The sequence below is a fragment of the Kitasatospora humi genome (genome assembly GCF_020907985.1).
GTDB classification, from domain to species: Bacteria; Actinomycetota; Actinomycetes; order Streptomycetales; family Streptomycetaceae; genus Kitasatospora; species Kitasatospora humi.
The window spans coordinates 39,347-51,755 of record NZ_JAJJPA010000001.1; the positions used below are offsets into that span (position 1 = coordinate 39,347).

General features: G+C 73.5%; 12 protein-coding genes. 9 read left to right on the forward strand and 3 right to left on the reverse strand.

Translation table 11 applies throughout. The annotated features are described in order from the left end of the window. Nucleotides 1–62 precede the first annotated feature (62 nt). From LN042_RS00215 to LN042_RS00230, 4 genes are all read left to right on the forward strand, one after another. Nucleotides 63–1,208, forward strand: coding sequence for a glycerate kinase (locus LN042_RS00215; RefSeq protein ID WP_230047655.1), 1,146 nt, complete (start codon nucleotides 63–65; stop codon nucleotides 1,206–1,208). 111 nt (nucleotides 1,209–1,319) lie between these two features. Further along, a complete protein-coding gene (gene allB, locus LN042_RS00220) occupies nucleotides 1,320–2,663 on the forward strand; it encodes an allantoinase AllB (RefSeq protein ID WP_230047656.1) in 1,344 nt (447 codons plus the stop codon). Nucleotides 2,664–2,694: 31 nt separating this feature from the next. Next, nucleotides 2,695–3,939, forward strand: coding sequence for an allantoicase (gene alc, locus LN042_RS00225; protein WP_230047657.1), 1,245 nt, complete (start codon nucleotides 2,695–2,697; stop codon nucleotides 3,937–3,939). A 423-nt stretch (nucleotides 3,940–4,362) separates the two neighbouring features. Then, complete coding sequence (locus LN042_RS00230; RefSeq protein ID WP_372495662.1) at nucleotides 4,363–5,115, forward strand: IclR family transcriptional regulator; 753 nt, start codon at nucleotides 4,363–4,365, stop codon at nucleotides 5,113–5,115. A 352-nt stretch (nucleotides 5,116–5,467) separates the two neighbouring features. On the opposite strand, the gene LN042_RS00235 is transcribed toward LN042_RS00230, so the two are convergent. Beyond that, nucleotides 5,468–6,049, reverse strand: coding sequence for a dihydrofolate reductase family protein (locus LN042_RS00235; RefSeq protein WP_230047659.1), 582 nt, complete (start codon nucleotides 6,047–6,049; stop codon nucleotides 5,468–5,470). A gap of 150 nt (nucleotides 6,050–6,199) precedes the next feature. Continuing rightward, entirely contained in the window at nucleotides 6,200–6,775 is a 576-nt protein-coding gene (locus tag LN042_RS00240) for a TetR/AcrR family transcriptional regulator (protein ID WP_230047660.1), read from the reverse strand. A gap of 116 nt (nucleotides 6,776–6,891) precedes the next feature. Here LN042_RS00240 and LN042_RS00245 point away from each other — a divergent pair, with 116 nt between their 5' ends. Then, entirely contained in the window at nucleotides 6,892–7,332 is a 441-nt protein-coding gene (locus LN042_RS00245; protein ID WP_230047661.1) for a nuclear transport factor 2 family protein, read from the forward strand. A gap of 78 nt (nucleotides 7,333–7,410) precedes the next feature. Here the strand turns inward: LN042_RS00245 and LN042_RS00250 are convergent, their stop codons facing one another. Continuing rightward, complete coding sequence (locus LN042_RS00250; protein WP_230047662.1) at nucleotides 7,411–7,845, reverse strand: CBS domain-containing protein; 435 nt, start codon at nucleotides 7,843–7,845, stop codon at nucleotides 7,411–7,413. Between the two features lie 224 nt (nucleotides 7,846–8,069). Here LN042_RS00250 and LN042_RS00255 point away from each other — a divergent pair, with 224 nt between their 5' ends. From LN042_RS00255 to LN042_RS00270, 4 genes are read left to right on the forward strand one after another with little or no spacing between them, the layout of a single operon-like run. Continuing rightward, complete coding sequence (locus LN042_RS00255; protein ID WP_230047663.1) at nucleotides 8,070–8,957, forward strand: metal-dependent hydrolase; 888 nt, start codon at nucleotides 8,070–8,072, stop codon at nucleotides 8,955–8,957. A 22-nt stretch (nucleotides 8,958–8,979) separates the two neighbouring features. Then, the gene (locus LN042_RS00260; RefSeq protein WP_283843510.1) at nucleotides 8,980–10,221 is read left to right on the forward strand and encodes a PDR/VanB family oxidoreductase; all 1,242 of its coding nucleotides are present in this window, start codon (nucleotides 8,980–8,982) and stop codon (nucleotides 10,219–10,221) included. A 22-nt stretch (nucleotides 10,222–10,243) separates the two neighbouring features. Further along, the gene (locus LN042_RS00265; RefSeq protein ID WP_230047664.1) at nucleotides 10,244–10,450 is read left to right on the forward strand and encodes a hypothetical protein; all 207 of its coding nucleotides are present in this window, start codon (nucleotides 10,244–10,246) and stop codon (nucleotides 10,448–10,450) included. After that, nucleotides 10,447–12,180 carry an SDR family oxidoreductase gene (locus tag LN042_RS00270; protein WP_230047665.1) on the forward strand — a complete coding sequence of 578 codons (1,734 nt, stop codon included), beginning with the start codon at nucleotides 10,447–10,449 and terminating at the stop codon, nucleotides 12,178–12,180. Before LN042_RS00265 ends, LN042_RS00270 begins: the two co-directional genes overlap by 4 nt. Nucleotides 12,181–12,409 lie beyond the last annotated feature (229 nt).

Genomic DNA, 12,409 nt, shown 5'->3' on the forward strand with positions numbered 1-12,409 from the left:
GCCTGCTCCATCCGTCGCAGGATGGACCGCAGCATCGGTTCGACCCGGAAGTGAGCCACCGAATGTCCGCCACCCCCACCCAGGGCCATGTGGTCGTCGCCCCCGACAAGTTCAAGGGCACCTTGACGGCGGCCGAGGCCGCCGCCCGGCTGGCCGCGGGCATCCACCGGGCGGCGCCCGGCACCGAGGTCCGCCGACTGCCGGTCGCGGACGGCGGCGAGGGCACCCTGGACGCCGCGCTGGCGGCCGGTTTCAGCCGGGTCCCGGCCAAGGTGGCCGGACCGACCGGACTGCCGGTGGACGCCGCCTTCGCGCTGCGGGGCGATCTCGCCGTGGTCGAACTGGCCCAAGCCGCCGGCCTGTCCCGATTGCCCGGCGGCCGCACCGCACCGCTGGCCGCCGGCACCTACGGGGTCGGCCAGCTGATCGGCCGGGCCGTCGGCGCCGGTGCCCGGCGGATCCTGCTGGGCCTGGGCGGCAGCGCCGGCACCGACGGCGGGGCCGGACTGGTGCAGGCGCTCGGGGCCGGCCTCTACGACGAGCACGGCACCGAACTCCCGCCGGGCGGTGCGGCCCTGCGCCGGCTGCACCGGCTGGAACGGGGACCGCTCGCCGACGTCCTCAGCGGAGTGGAGGTCACGGTGGCGAGCGATGTCGACAACCCGTTGCTCGGCCCGCGCGGCGCCACCGCCGTGTACGCCCCGCAGAAGGGCGCGGAGGGCGCCGAACTCGCCGTGCTGGAAGCCGGGTTGACCCGCTGGGCCGAGGTGGTCCGGGAGGCCACGGGCCGTGAGCTGCGCGAGGCGCCCGGCGCCGGGGCGGCCGGCGGGGTCGGCTTCGCCGCCCTGGCGCTGCTCGGCGCCACCGTGCGACCCGGCATCGAGCTGCTGCTCGATCTGCTGGGCTTCGACGAGGCCGTGCGCGGGGCAGCGCTCGTCGTGACCGGCGAGGGCTGCCTCGACGAACAGACGCTGCACGGCAAGGCGCCCGCCGGAGTCGCCGCGGCGGCCACCGGAGCGGGGGTTCCGGTGGCCGCGGTGGCGGGCCGCGTCGACCTGGCCGAGAGCGCCTGGCGCCGGGCCGGCTTCGTCGCCGCCTACGCCCTCACCGACCTGGCCGAGCACCCCGGCGACAGTCTGACCAGAGCCGGTGAGCTGGCCGAACGGGCAGGAGAGCGGTTGGCCCGTGAGCTGCTCTCCGGGGCCTGAAGTGGCGCGGGTTCCAGCCACGTTCGCGCGTTCCACGCATTGACGTTTTGTTGAAGGCGGCCCTAGGCTCCCAGCCGTTCCCACTGCGGCAACCCTTCTCGGAGGTCCTTGATGCAGCAGTCGAGCATGGTGATCCGGTCCCGTCGAGCGGTCCTCCCGGACGGCGAGCGACCGGCCGATGTGCTCGTCCGCGGCGGTCGGATCGAGCGGATCGGCGCCCACGGCTCGCTCGCGGGTGACGAACTCACCGACCTCGGGGAGACCGCCCTGCTGCCCGGCCTGGTCGACACCCACGTGCACGTCAACGAGCCCGGCCGCACCGAGTGGGAGGGCTTCGCCACCGCCACCCGGGCGGCCGCCGCCGGCGGCGTGACCACCATCATCGACATGCCGCTCAACTCCGTACCGCCCACCACGTCCGCGGCCGGCCTGGCCGTCAAGCGGCGGGCGGCCCACGGGCAGACCTGGGTCGACGTCGGCTTCTGGGGCGGTGCCGTTCCCGGCAACACCGGCGACCTGCAAGCCCTGCACGAGCACGGGGTGTTCGGCTTCAAGAGCTTCCTCTCGCCGTCCGGGGTCGATGAGTTCGGGCACCTCGGCCAGGCCGAACTCACCGAGGCGCTCACCGAGCAGGCCCGGCTCGGCGCGCTGGCCGTCATCCACGCCGAGGACCCCGGCGCACTGGCCGCGGCCCCCCAGGTGCCCGGCCGCCACTACCGCGACTTCCTGGCCTCCCGCCCGGACCGCGCTGAATCCGCAGCCGTGGCAACGTTGTTGGCCGCCGCCCGGCAGACCGGCACCCGAGTGCACATCCTGCACGTCTCCTCGGCCGAGGTGCTGCCGCTGCTCGCCCGGGCCCGCGCCGACGGCGTGCGGGTGACCGCCGAGACGTGCCCGCACTATCTGACCCTGGCCGCCGAGGAGGTGCCGGACGGCGACACCGCCTTCAAGTGCTGCCCGCCGATCCGCGACGAGGCCAATCGCGACCGGCTCTGGGCCGCCCTGGCCGACGGCGAGTTCGTCGGCGTCGTCTCCGACCACTCGCCGGCCACCAGCGAGCTGAAGCAGCGTCATGGTGACGGTGGTAGCGGAGACTTCGTCAAGGCCTGGGGCGGCATAGCCTCCCTGCAGCTCGGCCTGCCGGCGATCTGGACCGAGGCTCGTCGGCGCGGGCACCAACTGACCGACGTGGTCCGATGGATGGCCGCCGGGCCGGCCGAACTGGTCGGCCTCACCAGCACCAAGGGCAGCATCGCGGTGGGCTGCGACGCCGACCTGGTGGCCTTCGATCCGGAGGGTGCCTTCACCGTCGACCCGGCGGCCCTGCACCACCGCCACCCCGTCACTCCCTACGCGGGCCGCACCCTCACCGGCACCGTGCGCACCACCTGGCTGCGCGGCCGCCCGGTCGACCCGCACGCCGAACCGTTCGGCCGGCAACTGCGCCGACCCTGAACCAGCCCTGTCCCGCCCAGAGGAGCGACACATGAGTGACCGTCCGCCCGCCACCGCTCCCTTCGCCGACCTGGTCAACCTCGCCTCCCGACTGCTCGGCGCCGGCGTGGTCGCCACCAACGAGGACACCTTCGCCGACGCCGAACACCTGCTGCTCGCCCGGCCCGCCGAGTTCCGCCCCCACACCTTCGGCCTCAAGGGCCAGATCATGGACGGCTGGGAATCCCGGCGCCGGCGCGGGCCCAGCGCCGAGCATCCGCACCCCAGCGACGAGGACCACGACTGGGTCATCGTCCGCCTCGGCGCCGCCGGCCGGATCCACGACGTGATCGTGGACACCGCGCACTTCACCGGCAACCACCCGGAGAGCGGCTCGGTGCAGGCCGCGTCGGTACCCGGCCACCCGTCACCCGCCGAACTGGCGACCGCCGAGTGGACCGACATCGTGCCCCGCACCCCGCTGCGCGGCGACACCGCCCACGAGTTCGCGGTCACCGACCCCACCCGCTACACCCATGTGCGGCTCAACATCTGGCCGGACGGCGGCGTCGCCCGGCTGCGGGTGCACGGCGAGGTGCTGCCCGATCCCCGCGACCTGGCCGGCCTCACCTTCGACCTGGCCGCCCAGGAGTACGGCGGGGTGGCCGAGGCCGCGTCCGACCGCTACTTCTCCTCCCCGCACCACCTCAATGCTCCCGGTCGCGCCACGGTCATGGGCGAGGGCTGGGAAACCAGGCGTCGGCGCGACAAGGCCGGCGACTGGGTGCGGATCGCCCTGGCCGGGAGTGGCGAGCTGCTGGCCGTCGAGGTGGACACCAGCCACTTCGTGGCCAACGCCCCGGGCTGGGCAGACCTGATGGGATACGACGCCACCGGCGGGGGCGACCCGGCCGCCGACCCCGTGGGCGACCCGGACGGGGACCCCGGGGGCTGGTTCGAGATCCTGCCGCGCACCCGGCTGCAGCCCGACACCAGGCACCGGCTGCGGCTGTCCGGCAGCCGCGCCGCGACCCATGTGCGCCTCGGCATCCACCCGGACGGTGGCGTTGCCCGGTTGCGCCTCACCGGTCGGCTCACCGAGGTCGGACAGGAGCGTCTGGCGCTGCGCTGGTTCAACGCGCTGCCGGCCGCCGAGGCGACCGCGGTGCTGCACGCGGCCGGGCTCACCGGCGCCGCGGCCGCCGCCCTGCTCGCCGGCCGTCCGCTGCCCGGGGCCGACGAGCTCCCCGCGGCGCTGCTGGACCACTGGTTCAGCCGCCGGTCGGATGCCCGCTGAGCCGCCTCATCCACCTCGGGCACATCAGCCCCCTCAGCCGCCTCAGCCACCTCGGGCACATCGGCCGCCTCAGCCCCCTCAGCCGCCTCAGCGCCCACAGGCGGCGACCCGGGCTCCGCTCGGCAGACCTGCCGGGCGGCGGCCGCCAACGCTTCGGCCGACCGTCTCCGGGAGGCAGGGGAGAGAGGGAGCACGGCAGCACCGGCTTCCCTGTCAAGGGTGCCAGGCCCCTTGGCCGACTGGCATATGCCATTCGGCCAATACCCGTCACCTGCGGGAATTCGCCCCGACCGACGAACCTGACGGCCCGTCGGAAGCTAGGCTGGAGGTTGGTCTTCGCCGGTTGCGGCCGACGGAAGCCGACGGGGCTGTCGAGTGCGACGGAAGGAGCGGACCATGCCGGTACCCGGCCAGGGTGGTCACATCGCGCTGGACCGAGGTGCGGCCGGACCACAGGGTGCGGTTCGCGGTGCGCTGCGGCTGCTGGAGGCCGTCGACCGACACCCCTACGGGGCCACGCTGCACGACCTGGCGCGGGAGACGGCGATGAGCGAGCCCGCCGTACGCGAACTGGTCGACCTGCTCAGCACGGAGGGCTACCTCCAGGCGGTGGACGGCGCCTGGCTGCTCGGTGGCACCTTCGCCATGCTCGGCCAGAGCAACCGGGAGCAGCTGGTCCGGATCCGCCTGCAGCACAAGCTCACCGAACTGCGCGACGAGCTCGGCGCCGCCGTCTACTTCAGCCGCTACCACGACGGCGAACTCCGCGTCGAGGCGGTGGCCGAGGGCGAGCACGCGCCCGCCGTGCACGAGTGGGTCGACTTCAAGGCCACCGCGCACGCCAGTGCGATCGGCAAGTGCCTGCTCAGCCAACTCGACCACGACGGCCGCCTGGACCACCTGTCCCGGCACCCGATCGCCCGGCTCACCTCGCGCACCATCACCGACAGCGAGCAACTGCTGCACCGCCTGGAGCAGCAGCCGAGCAGCACCCCGATGCTCGACCTCCAGGAGTACGCGCTCGGCACGGTCTGCGCCGCGGTGCCGGTCGCCGCCGGCAGCACGGTGGGCTGCCTGGCGATGTCGCTGCCGGTCAGCAGCGCGCACCGGTTGCGCGCAGCCGCCGAGGTGCTGGCCGAGCGGGCGGCACCACTGATGCTGGCGATGGCGGTCTGACGGCTGCGCCGGAGCGCTCAGTTGCACCACGGGCGGCGGCAGGCGAGGCGGTCATCGCTCAGAGGGTCGGGCGGCGGTGCCGGCGCACGGCGTCGACGATCCGGTCCGTGAAGGCGTCGTGGCCGTCCGCCGGAATCCGGGGGATGACGAACGACGTGCCGTCGCGGACCAGCAGCCGGTACCCGAGCAGGCGGCCCGCGGCGCCCCGGCCCGGGTGCTCGTGGATGCCCAGGAGCCCGGCGACCTCGGGCCAGGGGACGGCGCGGACCCCGGACCGGTCCCGCGCCCCGGCACCGCCCCGCCCCTGCGCCCCGGCACCGCCCCGGCCGCCCGCCGGCCGGGGCGGCCGTCATCACCGGCCACCCGCCGACCAGCGCGCCACGCGGTGGCGCAGGTAGACGACCCCCGAGCTGAAGGTGCGGGTCTCGACGAGTTCGAGATCCACCCGACGCTCGTGCTGGGGGAAGAACGGAACGCCACCGCCGACCAGCACCGGGTAGACCCTGGCGCGGTACTCGTCGATCAGCCCCAGCGCGGCCGCCTCGGCGGCGAGAGTCGCGCCGCCGATCGCGATCTCGGCCTCCCCGGGCTCGGCCCGCAACCGCTGGATCTCCTCCGCCAGGCCGCCGGAGGCCAGGCGGGCATTGCCCTGCACCGCCGACAGCGTGGTGGAGAACACCACCTTCGGCAGCGGCTTCCAGATCGCGGTCCACTCGAGCATGGAGTCGTCGAGCGACGGATCCTGGTCGGCGGTCTCCCAGTACAGCATCGTCTCGTACAGCCGTCGTCCCAACAGGTGGACGCCGACCCCTCGGATCTCGTCGGTGACGAAGCGAAAGACCTCCTCGTCGGGGGCCGTCCAGCTGAAGGTGCCGTCCGGCCCGACGATGTAGCCGTCGAGGGAGACGCCCATCGAATAGGTCACGCTGTGCATCGGACGTCCTCCTCGGCATCGGGCTTCGACCATACGACCGCCGGACGCCGCTGAGCCGTCGCGGCTCGCGGCCGGGGGAGCGCCGCGGCCTGGTTGCCCGGATGCGCGGCGGATCCGCCTCCGCCTCAGCGCCTCTGACCAAGCGTTCGCTCAGTGCGCCGGCCGCAGGCCGGTGAAGATCACCGAGAGGATCCGCTCGCGGCCCGCCTGGTCCTGGCCCAGGCGCTCCACCATGACGGCCGTGCCCACCAGCAGGGCCAGCAGCTCGGGCACGGCCAAGTCGGCCCGCACGGCGCCCGCCCGCTGTGCGCCGACCAGGAGGTCGGCCAGTCGGGCGCGGACCAGCCGGCCGGGCTCGTGGAGCTTCTGGTGCACGTCCACCCCGGCCGCCGTCAGGGCCTGGGCGAACTCCTTCTTGCCGGCCGACTGGTCGACCATCAGGGTGAAGCAGGCGAAGAACGCGGCGGCCGGTTCCTGCTCCTCGGTCAGCCGGCCGATCTCGCTGGTCAGCGTCTCCAGGCGGCGCACCAGCACCGCCTCCAGCAGCGCCTCCTTCGTCGGGAAGTGCCGGAACAGCGTGCCGACCCCGACGCCCGCCGCCTTCGCGATCTCCTCGGTGGTCACCGAGACGCCCCGGTCGGCGAACACCTGCGCGGCGACGTCCAGCAGCCGGGCCCGGTTGCGGGCCGCGTCCGCCCGCAGCGGGCGCGCCTGGTCAGTGCTCACGTCGTCCTGGTCCTTCCCGTCGCTGGACAACCGGAGTCGCCAGTCCGTATCGTCGCTCCCAGAGAAACCGGAGTCGCTAGTCCGATTCTAGCGACCGGTGTGTCTGGGGGTTGATCATGACTGAAACCGCAACGCCGCGCGAGGTCTTCGAGAAGCTGCATGCCGGAATCACCTCCGGCCGGTTCGCCGGGCTGGCCGAGCTGTATGCCGAGGATGCCGTGGTGGAGATCGTCTTCGAGCCGGTCGCGCCGCGTCGGATCGAGGGGCGGGCCGCGCTCCGGGAGCGCTTGGAGGTGCTCAGGGAGAACGCTCCGTTCACGCTGACCGGGAAGAACCAGGTGGTCCGGGAGACCGACGATCCCGAGGTGATCGTCGCCGAGTACGACTACGAGGTGCGCCAGACGTCGACCAACCGCACCTTCGAGGTCTCGAACATCCAGGTGCTCAGGGTGCGCGACGGCCTGATCGTGCACAGCCGGGACTTCCACGACCACCTTGGCTTCATCAAGGCTCGCGGCGGCCTGCCCGGGCTGGTGGAGGCGCTCGGCGCCGAGTGACGGGCCGCGGGGCGGCCGGGGCTCCCGGGTAGGGGTTCCCGGCCCGCCCCGCTTGGGGTGCGCACGGCCCGCGTGGTCTCAGTTCTTGGCGAACATGCTGTCCATGAAGTCGATGATCTGCTGGTCGGTGACGCCCTTGGACATCCGGTGGCCCATCGCCAGGTCCTTCTCGGTGATGATGCCGACCAGCTTGCCGTCGTGGATCACCGGCATCCGGCGGATCTGGTGCTGTTCCATCTTCTTCAGCACCTCCTCCATGCTGTCGTCGGCGCGCACGCAGTGCAGGTGGCCGGCCAGGTCCATGGCCCGCATGGTGTCGGGATCCTTGCCGGCGCCGAGACACTCCAGGACGATGTCGCGGTCGGTGATGATGCCCTTGAGCTTCTTGTCCGGGCCGCAGATCGGCAGTGCGCCAACTCCGCTGGCCTTCATCATTTTCGCGGCCTCGCGCAGCGTCTGCTCGGCGTCGATGCACTGTGCGTTGGCGTGCATGATGTCACGGGCGGTGATCATGGTTCTGCTCCTCTCCTGCCGGACGGTACCGGCGACCTCACGCTAGGTGCGGAGAGTCCGAGCGGCGACCGGAGTTGGACCGTTCGCGACCTTATTAGACCAACTGTTGATAAGAGGGCTCCAGACCCTTGTCCCGGGCGATACCGGCCAGTAGTTTGAGGTGCTGCCACCCCGCTGCCACCTCGAGGTCAGCTGCCCCACGCCCGCAGGTTACGGAGGGCCCCATGCCCAGAACCGCCGCAGAGGTCCACAACGACCTCGTGCTGGAGCCCCGCGATGTGAAGTTCGACTGGAGCCGGCTGCCGCTGCACTGGATCCCTGACGAACCGTTCGCCACCCACACCATCAACGTGCTGCACCTGCTGCTGCCCGAGGGCGAGCGCTGGTTCACCGAGGTCTTCAAGGACGCGCTGCCGCTGATCACCGACGAGCAGTTGCGCGAGGAGGTGCTCGGCTTCATCGGCCAGGAGGCGATCCACGCCGAGGCCCACCAGGAGGTGCTGGACCACATGCTCGGCCAGGGCCTCGACCCGCGCCCGTACGTGCGCCAGATCGCCTGGCTGTTCCAGCGGGTCCTCGGGCCGAAGCCGCACCTGAGCCCCCGTCGGCGGCGCGAGAACACCATCGAGCGGGTGGCCTTCGTCGCCGCGATCGAGCACTTCACCGCGTTCCTCGGCAACTGGGCGCTCAACTCGCCGGGCCTGGAGCGGGCCGACGCCGACCGGACGATGCTCGACCTGCTGCGCTGGCACGGTGCCGAGGAGGTCGAGCACCGCAGCGTGGCCTTCGACCTGCTGGTCCACCTGGACCGGGGCTACGGTCGGCGGATCCGCGGCATGCTGCTGGGCGGGCCGCTGCTGGTGCACCTCTGGGTGCGCGGTGTGCGCTTCCTGCTGGCGGCCGACCCGGAGCTGCGCGGCCGGCTGAAGCCCAGCTGGCGGCAGGCCTGGGACGTCTCGCAGCGCGGCATGCTGCCCGATCCGATCCAGTCCGTCCGCTCCGGGCTGCGGTACTTCAAGCCCCGCTACCACCCCACCCAGGAGGGTTCCAGCGCCCAGGCGCTCGGCTACCTGGCCACCTCGCCCGCCGCCCGGGCCGCCGCCGCCCGCTGAGCCGTCCCTCCAGGAGCCCCGGATGACCCCATCGACAGGGATGACCCCATCGACAGGCCAGGCGGCCGAGCCCGCCCGGCCCCCGCGAGCCGCCGAGCCCGCCCCGCCCCCGCGAGCCGCCGAGCCCGCCCCGCCCCCGGGGGCGCCCGCCCCGGCCCCCACCCTGGCCTTCGGCCGCACCAGTCGACACGACCTGGACAACCCGCCGCCGGACCTCTACGGCCGCCCCCGCGCCGACCGCTTCTTCGCACTCCTCACCCGGTTCAGCGACGTCTACACCCCCGCCCTCGGCAGCCCGCCGCTGCGCCGCAGCCCGCGCCGCCCGCCCAGCCGCGGCCGTGCCCCGCTGGTCCTGGTGGTGACCGCCCACCGCCGGATCGCCGACGACGTGGTGGAGCTGCGCCTCGCCGATCCGGCCGGCGGCCCGCTGCCGCCCTGGCAGCCCGGAGCCCACCTCCGACTCACCCTGCCCTCGGGCCGGATCCGCCACTACTCGCTCTGCGGCGACCCAGCCGACCGCACCGGTTACCGGATCGCGGTGCGGCGGATCGCCGGCGGTGGCGGCGGTTCGGTGGAGATCCACGACACCCTGCACCCCGGCGCCCGCCTGACGGTCCGCCGGCCCCGCAACGGTTTCGTCTTCTGCGCCGAACCCCGCCTGCTGCTGATCGCCGGCGGCATCGGCATCACGCCGTTGCTGCCGATCGCCCGTGAGGCCCAGCGGCGCGGCCTGGACTGGCAGTTGGTCCATGCCGGCCGTAGCAGCGAGACCATGCCGTTCACCGAGGAGCTGACGGCGCTGGCGCCGGGCCGGGTGACGCTGCTGGTCGGCGGCACACCCACCGGCGAACAGCTGCTGGCCCGGGCCGCCCGGGGCGCCGCCGTCTACTGCTGCGGCCCGGCCCCCATGCTGGCCGCCGTCCAGCAGACCTTCGACGCCTCGCCGGCCACCGCGCTGCACTTCGAGCGCTTCGGCGCCGCCCCGGTGCGCGACGGCCGACCGTTCACCCTCAGGCTCTCCGACACCGGGGAGGAACTGGCCGTCCCCGCCGACAAGTCCGCGCTGGACGTGCTGCGCGCGGCCCGGCCCGGCACGCCGTACTCATGCCACCGGGGATTCTGCGGCACCTGCCGGGTGCGGGTGCTGGCCGGCACCCCCGAACACCGAGACCGCCGGCTCACCGCCGAGGAGCGCGCCGACGGAGCCCTGCTGCCCTGCGTCTCCCGGGCGGCCGAGGGCGAGACCCTGGTCCTGGAGGTCTGAGATCAAGTTCGAGGAATTGCCGGTGGCCACCGAGGAAAACGCCCACTGGCTGGACGACGACCTGCCACGCGTGCGGCGCTGGACCCGGCCCGCCCGCGGCGAGTCCGTCCCTGCCGGGCCCGCCCGCGGCGAGTCCGACCCTGCCGGACCCGCCCGCGGCGAGTCCGTCCCTGCCGGGCCCGCCCGCGGCGAGTCCGACCGTAACGAGCAGCCGGAGGAAGCCCGATGAACGCCTGGACCGAACCCCGCCGCCGCTTCGTGCACTCGGCCGGCATCGACCTCGCCGTCTTCGAGCAGGGCGACCCGGACGGCCCCACCGTGCTGCTGGTGCACGGCTATCCGGACACCCATGTGGTGTGGGACGACGTGGCCGCCGACCTCGCCGCCGACCACCATGTGGTGCGCTACGACGTCCGCGGCGCGGGCGGGTCCGGGATCCCGGACAGCCGCGAGGGCTACCGCCTGGCCCTGCTGGCCGCCGACCTGTTCGCGGTGGCCGACGCGGTCAGCCCCGACCGGCCGGTGCACGTGGTCGCCCACGACTGGGGCTCGCTGCAAGCCTGGGAGGCCGTCACCGAGCCCGGTGCGGAGCGCCGACTCGCCTCCTACACCAGCATCTCCGGCCCCTGCCTGGACCACATGGGGTACTGGATCCGGCACCGGATGCGCCGCCCGACCCCCCGGCACCTGCGCCAACTGCTGGTCCAGGGCGCGCACTCCTGGTACATCACCGCCTTCCACCTGCCCTTCCTGGCACCCGCGTTCTGGCGCCTCGGGCTGGCCCGGGCCTGGCCCCGGGTGCTGCGCGACCTGGAGGCGGTCAACCCGCGCGCCGGGCACCCGCAGCCGACGCTGCGTCAGGATGCGGTGCGAGGCATCGAGTTGTACCGGGCCAACATGCGGCCCACGCTGCGCTCGCCGCGCGAGCGGCCCACCGAGGTGCCGGTGCAGCTGATCACGCTGCTGCGCGACCACTACGTCAACACCTTCCTCTCCGAGGGCCTGGAGCGCTGGGTGCCGAATCTGACGCGACGTCAGCTGAACGCCACCCACTGGTCCGCGCTGCTGGAGCATGGTCCGACGGTGGCCGGGATGGTGCGGGAGTTCACCGGGCGGATCGAGGAGGGGAGTTCGGGAACGAGCGGCAGCACCGGGCCGCTGGTGGTGATCACCGGGGCCGGCAGCGGGATCGGACGCGCCACCGCGCTGGCCTTCGCCGAACAGCAGCAGGCCACCGTGGTGGTCTGCGACCTGGACCTGGCCGCAGCCGAGCGCACCGCCGAACTCGTGGAGCTGCTCGGCGGCGCCGGCCACGCCTACCAGGTGGACGTCAGCGACGGCCCCGCCGTGGACGCCTTCGCGCAGACCGTCGCCGCCACCCACGGCGTGCCGGACGTCCTGGTCAACAACGCCGGCATCGGCCACTCCGGGACCTTCCTGCAGACCACCGAGAAGGAGTGGCAGCGGGTCCTGGACGTCAACCTGTGGGGCGTGATCCACGGTTGCCGGGCGTTCGGCGACCTGATGGCCGACCGGGGCCAGGGCGGGCACATCGTCAACCTGGCCTCGGCGGCCGCCTACCTGCCGTCCAAGGTGCTGGCCGCCTACGCCACCAGCAAGGCGGCGGTGCTGATGCTCTCCGACTGCCTGCGCGCCGAACTCGCCGACAGCGGCATCGGGGTGAGCGCGATCTGTCCCGGCATCGTCAACACCAACATCGCCCGCACCTCCACCTTCTCCGGGCTGACCGCCGAGCAGCAGGCCGCCAAGCAGGCCCGGATCAGCAAGCTCTACGCCCGGCGCGGGTTCCCGCCGGAGAAGGTGGCGGCCGAGATCGTCAAGGCGGTGCGCACCGGCAAGCCGGTGGTGCCGGTCACCGTGGAGGCCAGGGCGGCTCGGCTGGTCGGGCGGCTGTGGCCGGGGCTGCTGCGACAGTTGGCCAAGCTCGACGCCGGGTGACGTCGCCCGGCGGGGAGCCCGCTCGCGGCGACCCGCCCTACTGGGGCACGCGGTCAGCCGGTGCCCGGCAGTCGGCGCGTTCCGCCCGGCAGCTGCGCGTTCCGCTCGGCAGCCGCGCGTTCCGCCCGACAGCTCGTCGGCGTTCACGCACGGTGGAGCCGCAGCGGGAGGTCAGGCGTTCTGGGTCCGACCCGGCCGACCCCAGCCGGGTCGGACCCAGAACGATGCC

Excerpts from the sequence above, each read along its gene's own strand:
- LN042_RS00215 (WP_230047655.1), top strand. The coding sequence starts at position 63 with ATGTCCGCCACCCCCACCCAGGGCCATGTGGTCGTCGCCCCCGACAAG.
- allB (WP_230047656.1), top strand. The coding sequence starts at position 1,320 with ATGCAGCAGTCGAGCATGGTGATCCGGTCCCGTCGAGCGGTCCTCCCG.
- alc (WP_230047657.1), top strand. The coding sequence starts at position 2,695 with ATGAGTGACCGTCCGCCCGCCACCGCTCCCTTCGCCGACCTGGTCAAC.
- LN042_RS00235 (WP_230047659.1), bottom strand. The coding sequence starts at position 6,049 with ATGCACAGCGTGACCTATTCGATGGGCGTCTCCCTCGACGGCTACATC.
- LN042_RS00245 (WP_230047661.1), top strand. The coding sequence starts at position 6,892 with ATGACTGAAACCGCAACGCCGCGCGAGGTCTTCGAGAAGCTGCATGCC.
- LN042_RS00250 (WP_230047662.1), bottom strand. The coding sequence starts at position 7,845 with ATGATCACCGCCCGTGACATCATGCACGCCAACGCACAGTGCATCGAC.
- LN042_RS00255 (WP_230047663.1), top strand. The coding sequence starts at position 8,070 with ATGCCCAGAACCGCCGCAGAGGTCCACAACGACCTCGTGCTGGAGCCC.
- LN042_RS00260 (WP_283843510.1), top strand. The coding sequence starts at position 8,980 with ATGACCCCATCGACAGGGATGACCCCATCGACAGGCCAGGCGGCCGAG.
- LN042_RS00270 (WP_230047665.1), top strand. The coding sequence starts at position 10,447 with ATGAACGCCTGGACCGAACCCCGCCGCCGCTTCGTGCACTCGGCCGGC.